22 protein-coding genes are annotated in these 23,184 nt (G+C 53.7%); 13 read left to right on the top strand and 9 right to left on the bottom strand.

Features of this window, described 5'->3' with window-relative positions:
- Positions 1 to 163 precede the first annotated feature (163 nt).
- The 3 genes from EU556_RS23065 to xerD form a co-directional block, all read right to left on the bottom strand.
- Positions 164 to 808 carry a LolA family protein gene (locus EU556_RS23065; RefSeq protein WP_135436610.1) on the bottom strand — a complete coding sequence of 215 codons (645 nt, stop codon included), beginning with the start codon at positions 806 to 808 and terminating at the stop codon, positions 164 to 166.
- Between the two features lie 105 nt (positions 809 to 913).
- Entirely contained in the window at positions 914 to 3,925 is a 3,012-nt protein-coding gene (locus tag EU556_RS23060) for an FtsK/SpoIIIE family DNA translocase (protein WP_135436609.1), read from the bottom strand.
- A 309-nt stretch (positions 3,926 to 4,234) separates the two neighbouring features.
- Positions 4,235 to 5,137, bottom strand: coding sequence for a site-specific tyrosine recombinase XerD (xerD, locus tag EU556_RS23055; protein ID WP_135436608.1), 903 nt, complete (start codon positions 5,135 to 5,137; stop codon positions 4,235 to 4,237).
- Positions 5,138 to 5,305: 168 nt separating this feature from the next.
- Between xerD and aroQ the strand changes: the two genes are divergently transcribed.
- The 5 genes from aroQ to EU556_RS23030 all read left to right on the top strand — a co-directional run bounded on the left by aroQ (position 5,306) and on the right by EU556_RS23030 (position 8,998).
- Positions 5,306 to 5,752 carry a type II 3-dehydroquinate dehydratase gene (gene aroQ, locus EU556_RS23050; RefSeq protein WP_135436607.1) on the top strand — a complete coding sequence of 149 codons (447 nt, stop codon included), beginning with the start codon at positions 5,306 to 5,308 and terminating at the stop codon, positions 5,750 to 5,752.
- 214 nt (positions 5,753 to 5,966) lie between these two features.
- Positions 5,967 to 7,034 (top strand): aminotransferase class V-fold PLP-dependent enzyme, encoded by a 1,068-nt coding sequence (locus EU556_RS23045; protein ID WP_135436606.1) that lies wholly within the window; start codon positions 5,967 to 5,969, stop codon positions 7,032 to 7,034.
- 100 nt (positions 7,035 to 7,134) lie between these two features.
- Positions 7,135 to 7,695: a MarC family protein gene (locus EU556_RS23040; protein WP_135436605.1), complete on the top strand. Its 561-nt coding sequence runs from the start codon at positions 7,135 to 7,137 to the stop codon at positions 7,693 to 7,695.
- Between the two features lie 91 nt (positions 7,696 to 7,786).
- Positions 7,787 to 8,254 carry a ribonuclease HI gene (gene rnhA, locus EU556_RS23035; RefSeq protein ID WP_135436604.1) on the top strand — a complete coding sequence of 156 codons (468 nt, stop codon included), beginning with the start codon at positions 7,787 to 7,789 and terminating at the stop codon, positions 8,252 to 8,254.
- Between the two features lie 21 nt (positions 8,255 to 8,275).
- Entirely contained in the window at positions 8,276 to 8,998 is a 723-nt protein-coding gene (locus EU556_RS23030) for a tRNA1(Val) (adenine(37)-N6)-methyltransferase (protein ID WP_135436603.1), read from the top strand.
- 317 nt (positions 8,999 to 9,315) lie between these two features.
- On the opposite strand, the gene EU556_RS23025 is transcribed toward EU556_RS23030, so the two are convergent.
- A complete protein-coding gene (locus EU556_RS23025) occupies positions 9,316 to 10,680 on the bottom strand; it encodes a saccharopine dehydrogenase C-terminal domain-containing protein (RefSeq protein ID WP_135436602.1) in 1,365 nt (454 codons plus the stop codon).
- 207 nt (positions 10,681 to 10,887) lie between these two features.
- On the opposite strand from EU556_RS23025, the gene cdd reads away from it, so the two are divergent.
- Together cdd and EU556_RS23015 are read left to right on the top strand one after the other, a co-directional pair.
- Positions 10,888 to 11,382 carry a cytidine deaminase gene (gene cdd / locus EU556_RS23020; RefSeq protein WP_135436601.1) on the top strand — a complete coding sequence of 165 codons (495 nt, stop codon included), beginning with the start codon at positions 10,888 to 10,890 and terminating at the stop codon, positions 11,380 to 11,382.
- A 158-nt stretch (positions 11,383 to 11,540) separates the two neighbouring features.
- A complete protein-coding gene (locus EU556_RS23015) occupies positions 11,541 to 12,200 on the top strand; it encodes an alpha/beta hydrolase (protein WP_135436600.1) in 660 nt (219 codons plus the stop codon).
- Between the two features lie 78 nt (positions 12,201 to 12,278).
- Here the strand turns inward: EU556_RS23015 and EU556_RS23010 are convergent, their stop codons facing one another.
- The 4 genes from EU556_RS23010 to EU556_RS22995 form a co-directional block, all read right to left on the bottom strand.
- A complete protein-coding gene (locus EU556_RS23010; protein ID WP_135436599.1) occupies positions 12,279 to 13,028 on the bottom strand; it encodes an SDR family NAD(P)-dependent oxidoreductase in 750 nt (249 codons plus the stop codon).
- Positions 13,029 to 13,043: 15 nt separating this feature from the next.
- Positions 13,044 to 13,862 carry a type IX secretion/gliding motility protein PorT/SprT gene (gene porT / locus EU556_RS23005; protein ID WP_135436598.1) on the bottom strand — a complete coding sequence of 273 codons (819 nt, stop codon included), beginning with the start codon at positions 13,860 to 13,862 and terminating at the stop codon, positions 13,044 to 13,046.
- Positions 13,811 to 14,539 carry a bifunctional demethylmenaquinone methyltransferase/2-methoxy-6-polyprenyl-1,4-benzoquinol methylase UbiE gene (gene ubiE, locus EU556_RS23000; protein WP_135436597.1) on the bottom strand — a complete coding sequence of 243 codons (729 nt, stop codon included), beginning with the start codon at positions 14,537 to 14,539 and terminating at the stop codon, positions 13,811 to 13,813. The genes porT and ubiE overlap by 52 nt, the downstream gene beginning before the upstream one ends.
- A 129-nt stretch (positions 14,540 to 14,668) precedes the next feature.
- Positions 14,669 to 16,885, bottom strand: a complete 2,217-nt coding sequence (locus EU556_RS22995) for an OmpA family protein (protein WP_135436596.1) — start codon at positions 16,883 to 16,885, stop codon at positions 14,669 to 14,671.
- A 499-nt stretch (positions 16,886 to 17,384) separates the two neighbouring features.
- On the opposite strand from EU556_RS22995, the gene yihA reads away from it, so the two are divergent.
- The 3 genes from yihA (at position 17,385) to EU556_RS22980 (ending at position 19,124) form a co-directional block, all read left to right on the top strand.
- Entirely contained in the window at positions 17,385 to 18,002 is a 618-nt protein-coding gene (gene yihA / locus EU556_RS22990; protein WP_135436595.1) for a ribosome biogenesis GTP-binding protein YihA/YsxC, read from the top strand.
- Positions 18,003 to 18,063: 61 nt separating this feature from the next.
- On the top strand, positions 18,064 to 18,492 hold the full coding sequence (locus EU556_RS22985) for an energy transducer TonB (RefSeq protein ID WP_135436594.1): 429 nt from the start codon (positions 18,064 to 18,066) through the stop codon (positions 18,490 to 18,492).
- Positions 18,493 to 18,551: 59 nt separating this feature from the next.
- On the top strand, positions 18,552 to 19,124 hold the full coding sequence (locus EU556_RS22980) for a DUF5606 family protein (protein ID WP_135436593.1): 573 nt from the start codon (positions 18,552 to 18,554) through the stop codon (positions 19,122 to 19,124).
- An 85-nt stretch (positions 19,125 to 19,209) separates the two neighbouring features.
- On the opposite strand, the gene fbp is transcribed toward EU556_RS22980, so the two are convergent.
- Positions 19,210 to 20,238 (bottom strand): class 1 fructose-bisphosphatase, encoded by a 1,029-nt coding sequence (gene fbp / locus EU556_RS22975; RefSeq protein WP_135436592.1) that lies wholly within the window; start codon positions 20,236 to 20,238, stop codon positions 19,210 to 19,212.
- Positions 20,239 to 20,546: 308 nt separating this feature from the next.
- Between fbp and EU556_RS22970 the strand changes: the two genes are divergently transcribed.
- The 3 genes from EU556_RS22970 (at position 20,547) to EU556_RS22960 (ending at position 23,182) form a co-directional block, all read left to right on the top strand.
- Entirely contained in the window at positions 20,547 to 21,830 is a 1,284-nt protein-coding gene (locus EU556_RS22970) for an aspartate kinase (RefSeq protein WP_135436591.1), read from the top strand.
- A 220-nt stretch (positions 21,831 to 22,050) separates the two neighbouring features.
- A complete protein-coding gene (locus tag EU556_RS22965) occupies positions 22,051 to 22,446 on the top strand; it encodes a Fur family transcriptional regulator (protein WP_210116354.1) in 396 nt (131 codons plus the stop codon).
- 97 nt (positions 22,447 to 22,543) lie between these two features.
- Positions 22,544 to 23,182: a peroxiredoxin gene (locus tag EU556_RS22960; RefSeq protein WP_135436589.1), complete on the top strand. Its 639-nt coding sequence runs from the start codon at positions 22,544 to 22,546 to the stop codon at positions 23,180 to 23,182.
- Positions 23,183 to 23,184 lie beyond the last annotated feature (2 nt).

The raw sequence follows: 23,184 nt of genomic DNA, 5'->3' as shown, positions 1-23,184 counted from the left end.
ATACTGATTTAGTAGCATCTTGCTGAAGTAAATATAATCCTACGGTGCGGCCTCCAGGATTCTATTCCCGCTGTATTATCGTATTTACTGGCTGAATGAATACAAAAACAGCCCGCTCCAGCAGAATAGCTGAAGCGGGCTGTACGTTTCTTGGGGGTGTGGCCTAGCGCAGGTCAATCACCTTCACACCTTTGTATTTTGCTTTGTCAAAGGTGAAGGTAGTAGCGTCGACCGGAGGGTTAGGCTGGAACTTGCTGATCCGATACGTGTAGCGGTTGCCGTTTTTCTTGAACATCTGCCAGCTTTTCACCGACTTATCGGCCTTGCTTACCTTCAGCCGCACCTTAAACACGGGGTTCGAGCGGTCTTCAGGCGCTAGCTCAATGACGTCTACGGCTTCGCCGCCATCCTTGGCTTCCTCTACGTAGGAGTACTTATATCCCTTTTTATAGAGGGTATAAATCTGTGAAGGGGAAATTTCCTGGTCCTCAGGGTCGTAGTCCGAGATGTTTACCTCGTTCTCCGCCTTCATGTACGTCCACATCGTCTGGCCGTTGTTAATGACCTCTTGGCCGCTCATCTTCAACCGAAACTTCTGGCCGCTCACGGTAATGTCGCCACTCAGGTTTTCCTTCACCTTCGCAGCGTCGTTTTCCAGAGTCTGGGTAAACGTGGCCTTGAAGGCTTTCATAGCCTGATATTTCGCACTCATCTGGTCGAGGATCTTACCGGCTTTAGGGTCTTGTTGCGCCGAGGCAGCTGTCGAGACCGACACCGATAAGGCGAGCAGAGCGAGATATTTTTTCATTTCTTAAAAGAGGTGTGTGGAGTAGTGTGCGTAAGACGTACGTCGGGACGCAAAGTTTAAACAACTAAATCCCGAAGAAAGTCTCATTAAGTGCAGTACTACGGGCTATTTTGGCAGAGTATTCAACAACTGTTCCAAACTATATTCATCGGGAATTAAAACCTCCCGGGCCTTGCTGCCCTCAAACGGCCCTACAATACCGGCGTGCTCTAACTGATCAATTAGACGGCCAGCGCGGTTATAGCCAAGCTTCAGACGGCGCTGCAATAGTGAAGTACTCCCCTGCTGGTGCGTCACGATAACGCGGGCAGCTTCCTCAAACATCGAGTCGCGCTGGGAGGGGTCCATATCCTCCATATCGCCGTTGCCGCTGCCACTTTCACCCACTACTTCGGGCAGGTGGTATGCGTCGGGGTAGCCCTGCTGCTCGCCGATGAAGTCGCAGAGGTGGTCTACCTCGGGCGTATCAATAAAGGCGCACTGCACCCGAATCATATCCGAGCCTTGCGAGATGAGCATGTCACCTTGACCGACCAACTGATCAGCACCACCCGCATCGAGAATGGTGCGGGAGTCAATCTTAGAGGTTACTTTGAAGGAGATACGGCAGGGGAAGTTGGCCTTGATGATACCCGTAATAACGTTTACGGAGGGGCGCTGGGTAGCCACAATCAGGTGAATACCGATGGCGCGGGCCAGCTGAGCCAAACGAGCAATGGGCGTTTCCACTTCCTTGCCCGCCGTCATCATTAAGTCAGCCAGCTCGTCAATTACTAGCACAATGAAAGGCATGTAGCGGTGCCCCTTCTTGGGGTTGAGGCGGCGCTCCACAAACTTCCGGTTGTATTCTTTCAGGTTGCGGCAGCCGGCGTCCTTGAGCAGGTCGTAGCGGCGGTCCATTTCCATACACAGCGAGTTGAGCGTGTTCACCACCTTCTTAGTGTCGGTGATGATGGGCTCGTCGGTGTCGGGTAGCTTAGCCAGGAAATGACGCTCGATCTTGTTGAAGATGCTCAGTTCCACCTTCTTGGGGTCGACGAGCACAAACTTTAATTGCGAGGGGTGGCGCTTATAAAGCAGCGAGGCTAGAATCACGTTCAGGCCTACCGACTTACCCTGACCCGTAGCACCGGCCATCAGCAAGTGGGGCATTTTGGCTAGGTCGACTACAAACACCTCGTTGGTGATAGTACGACCGAAGGCAATGGGCAGGTCCATCTCGCTGTGGATGAACTTCTCGGTGTTGAATACCGAGCGGATGCTTACCATCTCCTTTTTGGCATTCGGCACCTCAATACCAATGGTGCCTTTACCCGGAATAGGCGCAATGATACGGATACCCAAGGCCGCGAGGCTCAGGGCAATATCATCTTCCAGGCTCTTAATTTTAGAGATACGCACGCCGGCATCCGGCACAATCTCATACAGCGTGACGGTGGGCCCAATGGTAGCCTTGATGCTGGCAATGTTGATGCCGTAGTGGCCTAGGGTTTCAACGATGCGGTCTTTGTTGGCCTCTAGTTCCTCCTTGGTTACCTGCGCTTTAGCTACGCCGTAATCATTGAGCAGTTCAAGAGTTGGGTACTGATAGCGTGGCAGATCCATGGTCGGGTCGTAGTCGCCGGTGGGCATTACTTCCGCGTCTTCTTCCTCCTCGGCAATAACAGCCATATCGGCACCGGCGGAGGGGTCCAGCTCGTGTGAAGTGGCATCTTCCACCTCAAACGACAAGCCACTGGTTATGGATGAAACCGGAGTAGTTACTACCGGTGCAACAGGCGCAGGAGTGGGTGCGGGCAGGGGCGTTGCGTCATCCGCAAGGTCGGCCAACGACAGGGGCGTCGGGACGCTGGCGGTAACGGGAGCTACCACAGGCGTTTCGGCTACCGGTGCCTCAATAGAGAAGCTAGGGCCAGCCGCAACCGGCGCCGAAGCCGACGCAACCGAACCAGCCGAAGCGGCCACGGTGAGCGGCAGTGCAGCAGCACCTGCGGAAGCTGCTAGGCCACCGGCAGCAACTGTAGCTGCGGCCGCCGCAGCAGGAGCGGCTACGCTAAACGAAGGCCCCGCTGGCACAACTGAGCCCGTGCGCACCGGTTCCGGCTGATATTCTTCGTCCTCCTCTTCGTCGGCAACATTGGCGGGTGTCGGCTGGGGCTGAGGAGCTGCTAGCGGGCCAACTCGCTTCAGGGTGATACCCAGTGAGTCGTCCTCTTTTTCTGCTTCTGGCTCACTCACGGGCGCATATGCAGCTCGGTTGCCGGCGGGTTCAGCACGGTTAAAGGGGCTGGCGTCAGCAGCTAGATCTTCCTCCATCTCTTCCTCATTGCGGCGCAAGTTGAGGTTAAGCGTGGTCACGTTGAAGAAGAACACCACAAACGAAATCAGGATGAAGGCCAGCAGCAGTACCGTACCCCAGCCAATGAGGCTATCGAGCCACAGAGCCGTTTCATACCCAATGCCACCGCACAGAAAATCAAGGCGGTGCGCCAGCGTCGGGTCGGCATCGGGGGCCTGAATGGTCAGCACCACATAGCCCAGTAGCACACTCAGCCACAACATGGTAAACAGGCACAGACTCAGCACATAGCTGATGGACAGGCCCGCGCGGCGGAACACAATCTTATAGCCCAGAAAGAATACAATGGGCACCACTGCAAAAGCAGCCACTCCGAAGCCCTTATATATTAGAGCCTGGGCGAAAACGGCCCCCAGCAGGCCTAGCCAGTTGCCGGTTTCTTGGCCGGCATCTTTCACGGGCGTATTTCCTATCGTTTCTACTACACTCTGATCGGCGTGCCCCGTGAAGATAAACGACAGGAAGGCAATGGTCAGGTAGATGGAAGAAAGCAGGAAGAAGAAGCCAAGAAACAGCTGAAAACGCCGGTCGCGCAGGAAGCCAAACACGCCCCCCAACTTGATGGAAGGCAGCTTCATGGGTTGGCGTGGCGCTTTTGGCGCAGCCGTTCCTTTAGGCTCGTTGCGGCGGGTTTCGCGTACGGGTTCAGCGGCAGCCGGCCGAGACGGATTACGCGGGGTGCGCGCTTCCGTCGGCCGGGGCTCGTTGGCGCGGCTCGGAGCCGCGTTGGGTTGTTGCTTGTAGGTATTTTTAGCCATTCTCACGCACCAAAGCACCAAATCTAGGCAATTGCATTGAGTTATGAGTATCCTAGACTCTGACTATCTGAGTTACTGTTGACTATAATAAGAATATAATTCTGTCTATAAATTACGCAGTTGCTCTGCCCTCGTACCTCTCCCCTACCCCTTCTGCCAATACCCTTACTGTGCCGCAAGACACGCTAGGCCAGTACTTAGGCGTCAGCAACACAGTTCTGTTTATTCCAGGTGCCTCAGCTTACCTACGCAAAGCAATAGTCAGGGAACAAGTGGCCTAGAACGGCATTCTGGGTGGGGCAACAACTGTTAGCTGCGCGGGTGGAACTCGGTAATTACTTGCCGCAGGTAGTCGCGGTCGAGGTGGGTATAGATTTCGGTGGTGGTAATGCTTTCGTGGCCTAACATTTCCTGCACGGCGCGTAGGTCGGCGCCACCTTCAATCAGGTGCGTAGCGAAGCTGTGCCGGAAAGTGTGCGGGCTGATGCTTTTGCGCACGCCAGCCTTATCGGCGGTGGCTTTGATAATGTTGAACACCATCACGCGGGAAAGCTTGGCGCCGCGCTTGTTCAGGAATACAACATCTTCATTGCCGGGCTTGATATCGAGGTGGGCCCGAATGCCCTGCAGGTAGAAGCCCAGGTGTTTCAGCGCATCACGCCCAATGGGCACCAAGCGTTCCTTATTGCCCTTGCCGGTAACGCGTACAAAGCCTTGGTCGGCGTAGAGGTTGGAGAGGCGCAGGTCGGTTAGCTCACTCACGCGCAGGCCCGAGCTGTACAGCACTTCCAAAATGGCTCGGTTACGGGTGCCCTCGGGCGTGCTCAGGTCAATGGCATCCAGCAACTGCTCAATCTCGGGGTAGCTGAGGGTATCAGGAAGTTTGCGGCCGGTTTTGGGAGCTTCCAGTGTGTCGGTTGGGTCGAGGGCCAGCATGTCTTCCATAATCAGGAAGCTATAGAAGGCCTTGATGCCCGACAGCGTACGGGCCTGTGAGGTGGCCGACATGCCAAGGCCACCCAGCCAAGACAGAAAGTCGCGCAGGATGCGGGTGGTAACCTGCTGGGGCGAGGCCGGCAGCTTCTCCAGCTCCAGATACTGGCGCAGCTTGCTCACATCGCGCACGTAGGCCTCTACGGAGTTGCCAGACAGAGACTTTTCTAGCTGCAGGTATCCTTCAAACTGCTTAATGGCAACGGACCAGGTAGACATAAATTAGAAACTTGGGGGCTTAGGAACGGGTAAAGGTACGGGGCTGTAGCTACCGAGCTAGGCTAGGCCACTGACCTCACGCCCCTGATTAAGTAGGCTAGCTTAGCACCTACAATCACCGTTACCTTTACCCGCTCCCAAGTTCCTCAGACGTCACGCCCTCCATTTATGCAAATCCTCCTGCTCAACGGACCTAACCTCAATCTGCTTGGCCGCCGCGAGCCGGGTATCTATGGCACCCGTTCTTTTGAAGACTACCTGCCGGAGCTGCAAGAGGCATTTCCGCAGTTTGAGCTGTCGTACTTTCAGAGCAACCACGAAGGCGAACTGCTTGATAAGCTGCACGAAGTGGGCTTTAGCTACCACGGCATTGTGCTGAATGCCGGCGGCTACACCCACACTAGCGTGGCCCTTGCCGATGCCATTGCCGCCATTGCTACGCCCGTGGTAGAGGTGCACCTGAGCAACCTGCACGCCCGCGAGGAGTTCCGCCAGAAAAGCCTCATTGGTCGCAACTGCGTGGGCAGCATCAGCGGTTTCAAACTCGACAGCTACCGGCTGGCACTGCATTACTTTGATGGGTTACGGCCCAAACGGGTGGGCTTCAAGATATAAGCCGGCGCCCTGTTGCTTAGCAGGAATAAAAAATTCTGCTTGTCTGACGAAGACAGGCCTAGCGTGCGTTTAGGCACCTCAGTAGCCCAAATACAAGAGCTGCCGAGGTGCCTTGCTGTGAGGCCGACAGAAAGTTTGCGCGGGAGTATTTCTCACCAGCGCTGTTTTTCTGTTTCTACCTTTGTATTTCCCGTTCCCTAGCTTCTTTACCTATATGTATACATTCAATCCCGGTCCGTCGCAGGTGTACCCACAGGTGCGTCAATACCTTCAGGATGCCTTCGACGAAGGCTGGCTTTCGGCGCAGCACCGCGGTGAGCGGTTTGTGCAGCTCATGCGCCAAACGGTTACCGAGCTGAAAAATAAGCTCAACATCCCCCAAGATTACACCGTGTTCTTCATGAGCTCGGCCACCGAGTGTTGGGAAGTGCTAGCCCAGAGCCTGACCCCCAACAAGAGCCTGCACCTTTACAGCGGGGCTTTTGGGGAGAAATGGTTTGAGTACGCTAAGGCGTTGCGCCCGAACAGCACAGGCATCAAGTTTGGCATTGATGAAATACCCGATGCCAACAACCTGCCTGGCCTAGACGAGCAAACCGACCTGGTGTGCATCACCCAAAATGAAACCAGCAACGCCACCCAGCTCCGCGACGGCGTGGTACTGAACTTGTATAATCGCCTGCCCGGCAACACTCTGCTGGCTGTTGATGCCACGTCTTCCCTTGCCGGTATTCAGCTGAAGTATATCAAGGCCGATATCTGGTACGCTTCGGTGCAGAAGTGCTTTGGGCAGCCCGCCGGCCTCTCCGTGATGCTGCTGTCGCCGCGGGCGGTGGAGCGCTTCCGCAAAATCAATGAGCGCAGCCACTATAATTCGCTCACGGCGCAGTACGAGAAGATGCTCAACTTCCAGACTACCCACACGCCCAATGTGCTGGGAATCTACCTGCTGAGCCGCACCCTCCACGACCGCCCAGCCATTAAGTTTACGCATCAGCACCTGCAGGACCGCGCTACGAAGCTGTACGACTACTTCGATCAGGCCACCCAGCTCACGCCCATGGTGCAAAACCCCGAAACCCGCTCCACCACGGTTATCGGTCTGCAAGCTTCCGCCCCGCTGATTGAGGAGGTGAAGCGCCGTGCTCTTTCGCAGGGGCTGCAGTTGGGCAGCGGCTATGGCACCTGGAAGCCTACCACCCTGCGCATTGCCAACTTCCCCGCCATCCCCGACGCGGCTTTCGAGCAGTTGGTACAGTTCTTCGCCAGAGAGTTTGCCTGAAATCAATGAGTGAATGAGTGATAGAGTAAATGAGGGAAAGATCTGGCGCTACAGGTCACCTCATCTACTATATCACTCATTCACTTACTCACTCTTTGTTATGTTCAGTCTGAAAGAAATTGCTTCTGTCACACTCACGCTTTTCGCCGTGATTGATATTCTGGGCTCCATCCCGATTATCATTCAGATTCGGCAGCGAGAGGGCAAGATTCACTCCGAGAAAGCCACGCTGGTCGCGGGCATTCTGATGGTAGTATTTCTTTTTCTGGGCCAGAGCATTCTCTCCTTATTCGGGGTTGATTTCCAGTCGTTTGCCCTAGCGGGTGCTATTATCATTTTCCTGATTGGCATGGAGATGATTCTTGGCATTGAACTGTTTCGGCACAACCCATTGGCGGCTTCAGGCTCCATTGTGCCGCTGGCGTTTCCGCTGATTGTAGGCGCAGGCACTATGACCACCCTGCTCTCCTTGCGGGCTGCGTATCAACTGCCCAACGTGCTAGCGGGCGTGCTGGTGAACTTGCTCTTTGTGTATCTGGTGCTCAAAAGCAGCGCCTGGATTGAGCGCAAGCTGGGCAAAGCTGGCGAAGATATTCTGCGCCGTGTGTTCGGCGTGATACTGCTGGCCATTGCCATCAAGTTGTTTAAAAGTAATTTTTAGGGTCTACGAGACTCCTAGAGCTTGGGAACTTGAGTTGCTATACATCAACTACGATCCTGAGTGTTGGAGCTCTCAAGCCCCTGCCTTCTACATGATCTACCTCTTTACCGACGGCTCCTCCCGGGGCAACCCGGGCCCCGGTGGCTACGGTGCCATTTTACGTTTTGGTCAGCACGAAAAAGAACTGACCCAGGGATTCCGCCTGACCACTAATAACCGCATGGAGCTGCTGGCGGTAATTATAGGCCTAGAGGCCATTACGCGCCCCGAGCTTCCCATTACGGTCGTTACTGACTCTAAGTATGTGGTAGATGCCGTAGAGAAGAAATGGGTGTTTGGGTGGCTCAACAAACCTGACTTTGGCAAGAAGGCCAATGAAGACCTATGGCGTCGCTTCGTGAAAGTGTACCGCCAGCGCAACGTGCAGTTCCGATGGGTACGCGGCCACAATGGCCACCCCGAGAATGAACGCTGCGACCAGTTAGCCGTGCGCAGCGCCGTGCATGGTCCCCTCCTAATCGACGAGGGATATGAACTGATAGAAGCCAAACGCGCCTAGGCCTGTCAAGCTTGCTACTGCATGGCTAACTCTTACTTCCAGTTCAAACAGTTTCGCATCGAGCAGGATGCGTGCGGCATGAAAGTCAGCACCGATGCCTGCGTACTGGGTGCCGCCGCTGACCTAACTACCGCGCATAGGGTTCTAGATATTGGAACGGGCACGGGCCTACTGGCGCTTATGGCGGCTCAGCGCAACCCCACTGCCCACATCGAAGCAGTTGAGCTAGATGCTTCGGCGGCGGCGCAGGCCGCGGCAAATTTTCAGGCCAGCCCCTGGGCCAACCGCCTCAGGTTGCACGCCATGTCGCTAGGCCAGTATGCCAGCAATCAGCCGGAAGCATTTGACCATATTCTCTGCAATCCGCCCTTTTTCCGGCACTCACTCCGTTCTCCGGATGCACAGCGCACAACGGCCCGCCACGCCGCCCCCGACTCACTTACTTTTCAGGAGCTGGCTGCCTTCGCAGGTCAATTTCTGCAAAAAACAGGCTCCTTAACAGTGTTGCTACCGCCTTCTGAGATGCAGCATTTTGAAAGCGAGGCTTCTTTAAGTGGCCTACACCCCACTTCCCGGCTAGTATTGCGCCATCGACCGAGCAGCAAACCGTTGCGCCACATCACGGCCTTTTCCAGAATGACAGCCATTTTGCAGGACGACGAACTTTGTTTGCACGAAGCTGCCTCGGAAGAATATTCCGGCCAATTCAAGCACTTGTTAGCTCCTTTTTATTTGGCCCTTTAGCGGCCAGAGCAACTTAAGACCCTAATCGTCGAATCTATTTGAGGCATAAAAAAAGAAGAGCCGCACTTCGCAGTGCGGCTCTTATGCAACAGGTGTGTAGAGCGAGTATCGTTTTCTAAATGAAAACGCTGAAAAAATTCTATTTGATAGCCTTTCTAACATCAAGCAGAAAGCACGACGAATTAGGCATGCTTCTATATGACTATGCATAAAAGTACACCTTTATGCCGTAGGTATAAAATCAAATTGAGATTTTTTTTCAAAATAGGAATTCAACAGCACTGCCTGCCTACTGTATTCTGGCGGGTTATTTGGTTTTAACTGACTATACCTACCGCCTTTTTTTCCTCCTGAAACCGAATACCATAGTCAGCAGCGAGTTCTGCTAAGATAGGCTCGTACAAGTTAGCCTGAGTTGGGATAAGCACACCTCGTTGCTGCACCTCACCCCGCGCTAAGCGGCGGATGGCCATACCCAGCGGCAGCCCCACCGTTTTCGCCATCGCTGTGTGGGTGCTGTCATCTCCAAGTACTACCAACGACGACGTATGCACGTACTGCTTGCCCTCTAGCTCGTACTCAAACAAGTGCTGCATTACAATCATATCACGGTCGGTAGGCTCTAGTCGCCACTTCTGCGTGAGCAGGTGCTCCAGCAGTTGAGCAGGGGTGGCATTGGCTAGGCCTACGGGCTCGTCAGAAAACAAACCTAACCACTGCAGGCGGTGCATTTCTGGCGAGTTGGGCGCTAGGCCTAGATGCTGGGCGACCAGAGCCGAAAAGGACGCCTGCGGATTAGGGTAAACGGGTAGGTAAGAACTTACTAGTTCCTTCCAGGTCATCTCGGCGGGGTTACCCAACGGCCCCGAATCATCTGTGAGGCCCAGCCGCACTAGCGCATTCCAGGCGGTGCAATACCCCGGCCGCCGCAGCGTGCCACGCAGAATAGTAGGAATATCTTCCAGACCGTAGGGCGCACGGTAGCTCAACGAATCACGGTTGGCATAGCCTTCAAACAGCCCATACTCAGCTACGGCTAGAGCTTCGGTCTGGATAAATAGCTGTTGGTAAGGAATAAAACGCAACTGCCCGTCTTGCTTGTACTTAGCTGTACCCTGCCCAGCCAACACTACGTTACGGGGGTTCCAGGTAAACTTATACTTCCAAGGATTATCACCTTCTGAATCGGGAGCCATTAGTCCACCGCAGTACGATTTGAAGCTGCTGATTCGTCCGCCCTGGGCCCGCACGTGGTCAATGACCTGCATAGCCGACATATGATCAAGGCCTGGGTCTAGGCCACACTCCATGAGGAACGTGATGCCCGCCTGCTGGGCCTCCAGGTTTAGCTCCCGGATGGCTTCGCTCACGTAGCTCGCCGTGGCTAAATGGCGTTTGTACCGCAGGCAGGTACGAGCTACTTGAGGATGAAAGAGGGCTGGCAGCATGGAAATCACCAGATCAGACTCCTGCACCAACTCGTCTAACCGGGCTTCGTCTTGAATATCGAAGGCTACGGCGCGGGCGTACTGGGGGTGCTCTTCTAGCACTGGTTTCAGGTGCGACGGATGTACATCGGCAACGGTTAAGTGCCAGTTCTCCCGCGGTGCGTATTGAAGCAGGTAACGAATTAGCGAAGACGCCGAGCGACCGGCGCCAAGCAGTAATAAGCGATAAAGCATGGACAACAATGGGTGGGATGAAAGCAGCAAAACGACGTGAGGTTCACAGTCGAGCCCAATAATCGGAAAAACCTGCCAACCATCCGGGCTAGGCCAGTTTATGGTATGAGTGGGACGCTGCAGATTAAAGAAATTGTAGTACATTCACCGCCCCTTTCCACCAACCGGGGCCGCTATTCGGTCTCGGAACGCTTTGCTGCCCCGTAAATGGCCCATCCCCTTCACCTGAACATCACTGTTGAGGTTACCACCGAAGCCGAACTTTCTTCCGCTGAAGCAGCTACCTGGCAGGCGGCCCGGGCTGCCACCAACCATGCTTACGCCCCTTACTCTCACTTTCACGTGGGGGCTGCCTTACTGCTGGATGATGGGACAATTTTTCGGGGCACTAACCAAGAAAACGCGGCTTTTCCCTCGGGCCTATGTGCTGAGCGTACTGCCCTTTTTGGGCTTGCTGCTTCCCAACCTGAGCGTCACATTATAGGTATGGCTGTGGCTGCCCGACCAGCCGAGGGTGATTTTGTAGCTGTTTCTTCGTGCGGGGCCTGCCGCCAAGTTATGGCCGAGTATGAATACCGGCAAAAGCAGGCCATTCCGCTGCTGCTACAGGGCCCCAATGGTAGCATCTACCGTTTCCAGTCCCTCTCCGATCTGCTCCCCTTCGGTTTTAGCGCCGACGACCTGCCTGCCCCCAAAGCGTAACCTGTAACCGCCTGCTTTTGCCGCGACACAGGTCTAGCTTAATTCAGGCTGAGTGTATTCTGGACACGTTGACGAGCGGCTGCGTAAGCCCCTAGTTATGCGGGCCCGCTGAGACGCACCTTGTACCTCAGCAAAGTACTACTCTAGAACCTGTTTGAATGGCTGCTCAAGAGCATCATCTGTCGGTAACCCGCACGGCACGCTACGCTCAATTAGGCACCTTGTCGAGTGCAACTCAGCGGATATGGATTGTCTGCCACGGGTATGGTCAGCTGGCTGCTTACTTTATTCGGCACTTTGCTCATCTGACGGAGGCAGACACCAGCCTAGTAGTGGTAGCACCCGAAGGACTTTCGCGCTTCTACCTGCAGGGCACCAGCGGCCGAGTTGGTGCTACCTGGATGACACGCGAAGACCGCCTCACGGAAATTGACGACTACGTAGCTTACCTAAATCACTTGGCAGCTACCCTTCTTGATCAGGCCTCTGCTGATGCACAAGTAACGGTGTTAGGCTTTTCGCAAGGGGCTGCTACCGTTAGCCGGTGGTTGTCGCGGGCCCAATTCCGGCCCGTGCACCTTATTCTGTGGGCGGGAGCCTTTCCTCCTGACATGGACTTTACCGTAGCCACCCGCCTCCTTCAAGACTTGCCCGTAACGCTCGTCTGTGGCGACGACGATGAGTTTATCAAACCCGAGCAGTTAGCCCAGCAGCGCACGTTCTTACGCGGCTTGGGAGTAGAGCCGCAAGTGGTAAGCTTTGCAGGTAAGCATACGCTAAATGGACCTGTGTTGCGTCAGCTGGCAGGCCTAGCGTAGTAAGCCTTGTTGGCTAAAGCCACTGCGGCCCCGCTATACAGCGGGGCCGCAGTGGCTTTAGCCAACAAGGATAAGCAACTATGCTTTTTTAATGACTGTTGCCGCTGCCTGTGCAGCGGGCAGAATGAGCACTTCGGCAATGTTGACGTGCGCCGGACGGGTTACCATGAACTGAATCAGTTCGGCAACGTCTTCTGCCTTAAGCGGCTCGAACCCTTGGTACACTGTAGCGGCACGGGCAGTATCACCCTTAAAGCGTACCTGCGAAAACTCGGTTTCTACGGCCCCTGGGTTTACTTCCGCCACCCGAATGTTATGGGGTAGCAAATCGAGGCGCATTCCCTTTGTGAGGGCCGCCACAGCTGCTTTTGATGCGCAGTACACATTACCGTTGGCGTAGGTCTCGTGCCCAGCAATAGACCCAATGTTGATGATGTGCCCAACGTTGCGGCGGGTCATGCTGGGCAGCACAGCCTTGCTCACATACAGCAATCCTTTCACGTTGCCATCCATCATATCGTCCCAGTCCTGCGGGTCGCCGTCCTGAATGGGGGCTAGGCCATGTGCGTTACCCGCATTATTAATAAGCACATCAATATCTTGAAACTCGGCGGGTAAGCTTTGCACAGCGGCTTCTACTGCCTGCCGGTCGCGCACGTCGAACGTCAATAGGTGCGTAGGTACGTTGTTGAGTTCTTGCGCCAACTCTTCCAGCCGTTCGCGGCGGCGGCCAGTTAGCACCAACCGGAAACCTGCGTGGCCTAGCGCCACGGCCGTAGCCCTGCCAATGCCTGATGAAGCCCCGGTGATGAATGCAGTTTTAGTCATGTGTGAGCAGAACGGTTAGCGACCCGACCAGATATTCAGGTAGAGCGTCACGGTATTGGTTTTCATGCTTTGCAGGCTGCGGCTATACACATCATTAGCGGGCGTGTACAGATTTTTCAACCCGTGCGAAAACCGAAGTTCAGGTGAAAACTTGAAGAATGGGTAGAACAAGTCCAGGCCTACCCCATACTCAATGGCCACGTCGGAATTTGCCGCCTGCAGCAGGTTCACTTCCGGGTCTTTGCGCCGGTTGCCGATGTTGAAGTTGGGTTTCACCCCTCCCACAATGTACAGCCGCGTATTTCGCCGCCGTTCTGATTTTAGCTTGAATAGCAACGGCAGATCTACCTGGGTGCTGGCAATTTCCTGGTTGACAATTTTTCCTGGCTCCGGATCTTCCGATTCCTGTGGGCTATACCCCAACTCCTTGAACTCAACCCGCCGCGTCATGAAGCTCACGCCCGGCGCGAAGTTGAAGGTCAGATAATCGGTAATCCGAAAATCGCCAAGAAAGCCTACCGACAGTCCCGGGCTAATCATGGAGTTGGCCGAAACCCCTTGACTGAAATAAGCCGGTGACTGCTCAATGTTGTAGCGTGAGAAGTTCGGCGCGATGTAGAGGCCTAGATGTAATGGCCGGCTATCATAGCCAGGGAGGTTCTCCGTTGTAACAGATTTTACCTGTCCGTTTCTTCCGCGACTAGCGCTGCTGCGGCTTTTTTTCTGCGCTTGAGCGGCAAGCGGAAGGGTAGCGGCGGCCAACAAGAGCAGGCCATAGCGGCTTACTTTTGTGCGGTATAAATGGAGCTGATGCCGAACGTGAGGGGTTGCCATGCAGGAGAGGTAAAGCCAACCTTACGCAGAATAGCCAAAAAGTCGGGGCCATCCGGAAATGCCTGCACCGATTCGGGCAGGTAGGTATAGGCAGAATTGTCTTTTGAAATCAGTTTACCGAACACCGGCAAAATCTGCCGGAAGTAAAAGTTGTAGGCCTGTTTGAGCGGGAAGGCAGTAGGCTTGGAAAACTCCAACACTACCAGCTTGCCTCCGGGCCTCAGCACCCGTCGCATTTCCGCTAACCCTTTTTCTAAGTTCTCGAAGTTGCGCACCCCAAATGAGGCGGTAACTGCGTCAAACTCATTGTCGGCGAAGGGCAGGTTTTCAGAATCACCTAGCTCCAGCTGGATACGGTTGCTGAGCCCTTTGGCTTCCAGCTTACGCCGCCCTACGTCCAGCATGCCCTCCGAGATGTCAACACCGGTGACCTTGGCATCAGGAGCCGCCGCGCGCAACGTCTCAATTGCAAAATCAGCTGTACCGGTAGCAATATCCAAGATACGAGCTGGCCGTAGCTGCTTTAGCTCACTCACGGCCTTGCGGCGCCAGTAAATATCAGTGCCTGCACTCAGAAAGTGGTTCAGGAAATCGTACTTACCAGCAATGCTGTTGAACATGTGCGCCACCTGCGACTTCTTGCCGGCGGTGTCGTCTTTGTAGGGTACTACGGCCATAGTGCTTAATGCGAAGAACGGCAAAACAAGGGCAAAATTGTTTCATCATAACGCCAACCCCGGCATTATGTTGAAAAAAAACGGGTCGGGCAATATGCCCGACCCGTTTTTGGCTTGACCTTAAGACGATTAGTCGTTGTCGGTCTTCACTTTGGTCTTCGCGCCGTCGGCTTCTTTCACTTTCGAGTCAATAGTACCGTCTTTCGTTACGGTCTTGCTTTTCTCGTCGTTGGCGCCTTTGGTTTTCACTTTTACTTTGTCGCTGTCCTCGTCTACCTTGGTTTTCACCTTGGTACCATCGGGCAGTTTGGCTTTGCTCTTACCTGGGGCCAACGGCACCGTGGTGCGGGTTGAGCTGTTAGAGCTGCTGGAAGTGCTGGTACCAGTAGTACCGCTAGTTCCTGTGCCCGTGCCAGTACCCGTACCGGTGTTGAACTGAGGCATCGTTTCGCCTTCTTTCAAAATCACGCGGAACTCAACGCGGCGGTTCAGCTGCATGTTTTCGGGCGAATCGTTCGGCGCAGCCGGACGACGCTCACCGTAGCTCACAGTTACCATGCGGGTTTCGCCTACCCCCGACTTCTTCAGGTAGTTGTAAGCGGCATTAGCCCGGTTTTGACCCAGTACAATGTTGTACTCGTCGGTGTTGCGCGAGTCGCAGTGACCTTCGATAGAGATGTTGATACCGGGGTTGGCCTTCAGGATGTTCGAAATGTTGTTCAACTCCTGAATTGACTCCGGACGCAGGTTATACTTATCAGTATCGAAGTAGATCTTCTTGAACTGCGAGGCCATCATCGACGTGGTGTCGATGTAGTCAACGTAGAAGTTCTTCTCAACTACCGTAGAGTCGTTGGTTGAAATCGGCACGGCAAATTCCTGCGTCTCGATATTCTTTCCATCCTTCGAAACAGCCACTTGGTAGGTACGGCCCGAAAGCACGTTCACCGAATAGTCGCCGGTTTCGGGCTTGGTCACATCACGGTAGCTCAGAGCAGTTTTATCTGCCTGAGTGCCGCTAAATACCAGCTCCACACCTGGAATAACCGTGCTGCTGTCACGCTTGCTGAACACCTTACCGCGGATAATGGCGTTCTTAATGTAGTTAATGGTGTAGATGTCCTTCTCACCGTACCCACCGATCCGGTACGACGACAAGTACGCGTAGCTACCATCAGGGCTTAAGCGGTAGTAGGTATCATCGTCAGGCGTGTTGATGGGGTAGCCCATGTTCTCGGGGCGGCCCCACTTGTTGCCTACTGAATCCCACTCTGACTTAAAGATGTCGTAGCCACCCATGGTGTTGTGGCCACGCGAAGAGAAGTACAGTGTTTTACCATCCCGGCTCAAATAAGGGCTATCATCATCGTACTGCGTGTTTATGGCCGTACCCAACGACTTAGCAGGTCCCCAGTCGCCACCCGGCTGGCGGGTAGAGTAATAAATATCCAGCGTACCGTCTTCAGAGAACTTACCCGTGGAGAAGTAGATCGTCTGTCCGTCGGGCGTGATGTACGCATCCGACTCATACGCTTTGGAGTTGATGTTACCGTTCAGCTTCTTAGGAGCCGTCCAGTCGCCACCCGAGCGCTCAGAGTAGAAAATGTCACCATTCTCATCTTGGCGATACATCAGCATTTTGGTGTCATTATCGAACACCTGAATGGAAGCATCGTGGCCTTTGCCGTTGAGGGCGCCGCTCAGCGAACGGGGCTTTTCCCACTCGTCTTCGTCGATGCGTTTGGCCTCGAAGATGTCTTCGTAATATTCGCCGTCAGAGGCAACGTTGCCCTTGTCCTTGGAATTTGTGCTACCAGCACCAGTTACGTTCTCACCCCGCGAAGTGAACAGCAAAAGCTTGTCATCAGCAGAGATAACGGGGCTGTGCTCAGAGTACTGCGTGTTGATGGTGGGGCCAAGGTTCTTAACAAAGATGTCCTTAGGGCTGTTGAATTGCACTTTCGCATTTTTGCTGTGCTGAATCAACTGCGCCAAGTCCTTCTTGCGCGTATCCTTCTGCTTCAGGGTCGTGTTGTACGCCTGGAAGTGCTGAATAGCTTCGTCGAAGTTGTAGTTCAGGTGATCAACGCGGCCCAGCCAGTATTCTACATCTTTAGCAACTTTCGGCTTGAGCTTCTGCGCTTTATAAATATAGTCACTTGCCTTTTCCTTGTCGAAAGACATGTAGGCAATACCAGCGCGGAACAGTGCTAAGGCATTGTTTGGCTCCTTGGCTAATACTTGTTCGTAGAAAGGAATAGAAGCCCGGTAGTTCTCCTGTTCAAAGTACTTATTAGCAGTCTTAAGCTGTTTACGCGTGCTTTGGGCCAGGGCAGGTTGGGCCACAGCCGCCGTTAGCGCAAGCGCACACGAGGCTTTTAATAACCTTCTGACTAAGTTGTCCATTGTAGGAGGGTTTAGGGAAATAAGGAGTTGCAAGGGAGAGTTTTTGAACACCGGCGTCTTTATTGAACGACGATTTTCGCGAGTTGCCTCTTATACTGAAAATAAGTGCCAGGGTTAAGCTGTTGAAAGCAATTTTATGGATTATGCCGATAGCTTTACATATAAACTACTTTAAATACTGCGGCTCACCTATTCTTATTTCCAGTCAATTTGCGGCCAAAGATAGAAATTTTATAATACGGCCTTTGTCGTATCCTATTAATGAAACTTAAATCATCACTTTAGAGGTAATCTTTTTCATTAGTTCGCGCTGCGACTCGGCAATTAGAACCGCGCAAATATAGCCGTGCATCTTAAATAGCAAGGTTTTTCATGAAAAAATTATGCCGGAGCCGGGTCAGCTAAATGGCTACCTTTGCGGTGTATCACTCTGCCGCTTATGATTATTCGGGAAGCGAAATTTCTGATGAGCAACTCCCGCGTGGAGCAATGCCCTGCCCCTACTATGCCGGAATACGCCTTTATCGGCCGCTCGAACGTGGGGAAGTCTTCTTTAATCAATATGCTAACCGGGCAAAAAGGGTTAGCTAAAACTTCTTCCCTGCCAGGTAAAACTCAGCTGATCAATCATTTCCTGATTAACAACGAATGGTACTTGGTTGATTTACCCGGTTATGGTTACGCGAAAGTCAGCAAAGAGTCTCGCGTAAAATGGGGCCGAATGATTAATTATTATTTACACAAAAGAGAAAATCTTGCGTGTGTTTTTGTATTGCTCGACGCACGTCATCCGCCGCAAGCAGTTGATCTTGATTTTATGGAAACGTTGGGCTCGGGCGGTATTCCATTTGTAATGGTATTTACAAAAGCTGATAAACTTTCCGGCTCAAAAGCACAACAGAACGTGGTCGACTATCTGCGGAAGATGGAAGAAACATGGGATGAGCTTCCCCGTCACTTTCTAACCTCGGCCGAGGAAAAAACAGGGCGTGATGAAGTGCTAAACTTTATCGAAGAAGTCAATCGCCAACTGGCTGAAGAGGCGTCAACTACGTAAATTTGGCCCTGTAATTGCCCTGGTAGTCGTCTTCGACACTTTATTAGATTCCCTCCTTTACATGAAAAAACTTCCCTTCCTGTTGGGTATTGGCTTGCTGGCTCTCTCGGCGCCGGCGATGGCACAGAAAACCAAGACCCCGGCTAAAACTGACGCACCCGCTCCCGAAGTAGCGCCTGAGCAGGACGCACCAGCTCACGCCCCAAAGGCTATTCCGGTGGCGGAATACTATGAGGGCGGACAAGAGGCCATGTACTCGTTCATTTACCAGGAGCTCAAATATCCTATTCTGGCCAAGCGCAATCGAATTCAAGGTCAGTGCATTGTGAGCTTTACCCTCAACACCGACGGTACTCTCAGTGGCATCAAGCTGGTAAAAGGAATTGGCGGTGGTTGTGGGGAAGAAGCGTTGCGTGTAGTACGGCTGCTAAAATTCAAGAAACCCGACTACGCCATTCTGACCAGCCTACCCATTACCTTCAAACTGTAGTCCTTCGCTCCGGCGGTTGCTACTGCGTACCTTCGCACTTTCAACAACTGTTTTTTCCTATGCCTTACGACCTGAAGGAAGTTGCCGCTATCAGCGGAATGCCCGGTCTGTTCCGCCTACTGAAGCCCACTCGCGCAGGCGTTATCATTGAGTCTCTGGATGCTAAAGCAACCCGTTCTGTGGCTTCAGCCCGTAATAAGGTTTCGCTGCTCCACGAAATTTCCATTTACACGCAGGACTACGACCACACGGTGCCCCTGACGGAAGTATTTGACCGTATTCATCAGAAGTACGGTGCTGATCTGCCGCTGAGCAATAAGTCTGACGACCGGGACCTGACGGCCTTTATGGGCGAGATTATTCCGGACTATGACCGCGACCGGGTATATATGTCAGACATCAAAAAGCTGGTGACCTGGTACCGGACCGTGAGCAGCACACTGGAGTACCAGGCACCTGCCGCCGACGACGCACCCGAGGAAACTTCCGCTACCGAGCAAACGGAGCCAGCCAATGATGAAGCCATAAGCACGGCGGGCATCATTCCGGCTTCTGAGGAAAGCAATGCCGCTAATAACCCAGAGGCTGCTACGCATAAAACCACCAAGAAAACCAGCAAAAAAGCCGAATAGCTTTTTCGGTTTTCGGTAACAGAAAGAGGCCTACCAGCTAGCTGGTAGGCCTCTTTCTTGTTGGCAAGAGTCAGTGATTAGTGGCCTAGCCAATTACTGATGTTTCACTGGCATGTTCACGGGCCAAGAACTCTTCTACTTTCTCCACTAGCTCGGGCGAGCCAATGAACAACGGGCAACGCTCATGCATCTCTCTGGGCTCGATTTCCATGGTACGACGGCGGCCATTGCTGGATTTTCCGCCGGCTTGCTCTATAATGAAAGCTAGGGGATTGCACTCATACATCAGGCGCAGCTTACCGCTGGAAGCCTTGGCGGTGGGTGGATACATATAAATACCGCCCTTGAGCAGATTCCGGTGGAAGTCGGCTACCAAGGAGCCGATATAACGGGCAGAGTAGCTCTGCTCTTTGCAGTAGGCCACAAAGGCCTTCATACCTTCCGAAAATGACTCCGAGCTCCCTTCGTTTACGGAATATATAGCACCTGACTTGGGTGTTTGAATATTGGGGTGCGACAGGAAAAACTCACCTAGAGAAGGCTCATAGGTGAAGCCATTGACGCCGTTGCCGGTGGTATATACCATCATGGTGCTGGAGCCGTATATTACATAGCCAGCCGCTACCTGGTGGGTGCCGGGCTGCAGAAAGTCCTGACTAGTGCCCTCGCTGCCCGTAGGCGACACGCGGCGGTAAATGCTGAAGATGGTGCCAATACTGACGTTGACGTCGATGTTCGATGAGCCATCCAAGGGGTCGATAGCTACAACATACTTGCCTTGCACATTGCCGGTCTGGATTACATCCTCGTCTTCCTCGGAAATAATAGTGCACACTTCTCCCCCATTGCGCAAGGCCCGGATAAAGCGGATGTTGGCAATAACATCCAGCTTCTGCTGATCTTCGCCTTGTACGTTGCGGTTACCGTAGGCGCCTGCAATATCAATAAGGCCAGAGCGGTTGATTTCGCGATTCACGATTTTGGCCGCCAGGGCAATGTCGCGTAGCAATTGGGAAAGCTCTCCGGTAGCATACGGAAAGTCTTCTTGCTTACGCATAATAAAACGGTCAAGGGTGGTACCGACGGGCAACGCCAGTTTGTCGTGTTGATTCATAGGGAGGTGAAAAATATGCGGGTGGTGGGTGTTCAAAAGTAGTCTTTTCTCGCGGGCTTCGGCAAGGCAACGGCTATTGTCGCTAGGTCACTTCTGCGCTCAACTTCTCGTTAGGCAAGTACCTTAGTCTGCAGCCTACAAGGGCGCGGAGTGGCCTAGCAAGCTTGGCCAGTGACCGAATTAATCTAATTATTCTACCTCTTAGCATAGGTTTTAAGGAGTTCCGCTGACACATAGAAATACGACCACTACCGGGAAAAGGCGTGTCGAAGGGCTAGATTCCTATGGTTCGCCCTACATTTGGGGCCATGCACACACCGCCGCTTCTTACCGTTTATAAGTTCGGGGGCGCATCAGTGAAGGATGCCGCCGCTATTCGTAATCTGCGCCACATTGTATCCACCGCTGGTGCCACCCAACGCTTGCTAGTGGTGGTATCGGCGATGGGCAAAACCACGAATGCTCTGGAAGACATCTTCCAACTGGCCTACAATGGCCTAGAATATGAATCTGCATTTACTCAGCTGGCTGATTTTCACCGATTAGTATTGGCTGAGCTCTTTCCGGAGGACTTACCCGCTGCAAAAGGCCCGGTAGACGCGCTGCTGGAGCAATTGCACGACCGCTTGGCCACCCTCACCCCTGGCGACTACGACAAGCAGTACGATCAGATTGTGAGCTTCGGGGAACTGCTGGCTACGCGCATTGTGGCCCGGGCCTTGAATGCACAGTGGCTGGATTGCCGCCCTTTGCTGCGTACCGACCACACGTGGCGAGAAGGGCGCCTCGACTGGCCTACCACTGAACGCGCCCTGCGCGCCACGGTGCCCAGCCTCTTGGCTCAAGGCCCGGTAGTAACGCAAGGTTTCTTGGGCGGGACGGCCAGCGGCCAAACTACTACCCTAGGCCGGGAGGGCTCAGACTATACGGCCGCTATTCTGGCTTACTGCCTCGATGCGTCGTCGGTGGTGATATGGAAGGACGTAGCGGGCCTGCTAAACGCCGACCCTAAAGTGTTTAAGGATACCGTCCGCTACCCGGAGGTGAGCTATCAGGAAACCATTGAAATGGCCTATTACGGGGCTTCGGTGATTCACCCTAAAACCATTAAGCCACTAGCGGTTCGTCAGATTCCGCTTTTAGTAAAGTCGTTTTTGGATCCTGCGGCCGAGGGCACCAAGATCCACAACTGCCGCCACGGCCTGCTGGCCCCTGCTTACATCCGCAAAACCAACCAGTGCCTGGTTTCTTTTGAGTCGAAGGACCTCACGTTTATTTCGGAGGAAAACCTAGAGGTCATTTTTGGGGCCCTGGCTCAGGTGCGGCTAAAAATTCATCTGATGCAGAACTCAGCCATTAGCTTTTCGGTGTGTACTGACTTCTCAGCGTACCGGCTCGATAAGTTGCTAGAGCTGCTGCGCGACCAGTTTTCTATCCATTACAACACTGGCCTCGACCTTTATACTATTAAAAACTATAATGCAGCCAGCATCCGCCGCCTAACCGAAGACCGGCAGTTGTTGTTGGAGCAACGCACCCGCCAAACTTTTCAGTTTGTGTGTCGCTCCGATATGCACGAGCATTTGCGCTGATAGTAGCCTGTAGGCCAGCCGTTCAGCCCGCCGATTGTGCTAGCTACATTAACCCGCTTACCAAAGTAAGTAGGCGTTTTTATGGCTGCTAGGCCATAATCGTTGCCCTGCAAGAATACGGCTGCTTATCTTTGCGGAGAATCATTCTTGTCTGGTGAGCCATTCGTCCGAATCTTTTTCGCCCTCCACTCCTCCTTCGCAAAGCCAATTGCGGGGCCGTTTGAGCCAGGCCGGCCTTCGAGCTACTCGCCAGCGCGTGGTTATCCTGGAAAGCCTGCTGACGTTGCCGGGTCACCCCACGGCCGAGCAGGTGCATCGCCGGGTAGTGGAGCTGGAGCCCACCGTTTCGTTGGGCACCGTTTACAAGGCGCTAGACTCCTTTGTGGCGGCCGGGCTCACGCGGCGCGTGGCTTCCGCCGAAGGTGCCTCCCGCCGCTACGATGCCGACTGTTCAGAGCACCATCACCTGTTCTGCACCGATACGCAGGAGATAATCGACTACTGCGACCCGCAGCTAGACCATTTGATTCGGGACTTTTTTGCTGCCCGCGGCCTCGCCAATTTTCAGCCTCACTCCTTCTCGCTGCACATCACCGGGGTGAAGCGTAAAAACTAACCTGGTCGTAATTCAAGACCGGGCGTATAACCTTGGCGTACAGGCAGGTTACGCATCCAAACACAGCCTTACTTTTCATTTTTAATTTTTCAGACTCATGGCAGTTCTTGTTGGCAAACGTGCTCCTTCTTTCAAAGCCACTGCGGTTATCGACGGCGAATTTGAGGAGGATTTCTCCCTCGACCGTTACCTGGGCAAGAAGCACGTTATCTTCTACTTCTACCCCGCCGACTTCACGTTTGTGTGCCCTACAGAAATCATTGCTTTCCAGGAGCGTCTGGCTGACTTCGAGGCCAAAGGTGTAGCCATCGTGGGCTGCTCTACCGATACGCACTTCTCGCACTTTGCTTGGTTGCAAACCTCGCGCGACAATGGCGGCATTGAAGGCGTAACCTATCCGCTCGTGGCCGACGCCACCAAAACCATTGCCGCTAACTACGACGTGCTGGGTGGTCACTTCGACTACAACGAAGCCGGCGAAATGATCTTCGTGGGCTCACCCCTGGCCTACCGCGGCCTGTTCCTGATCGACAAAGACGGCATCGTGCGTCACCAGGTGGTGAACGACGGCCCGCTGGGTCGCAGCATCGACGAGGCAATGCGCATGGTAGATGCCCTGCAGTACTTCGAGAAGAACGGCGAAGTATGCCCCGCCAACTGGGAAGAAGGCAAAGAAGCCATGTCAGCTACCCGTGAGGGCGTGGCCAACTACCTCGGCAAGCACGCTGCTCACTAAGC

The organism is Hymenobacter fodinae (genome assembly GCF_004745825.1).
GTDB lineage: Bacteria > Bacteroidota > Bacteroidia > Cytophagales > Hymenobacteraceae > Hymenobacter > Hymenobacter fodinae.
This window is presented reverse-complemented; position numbering and strand designations above follow the sequence as displayed.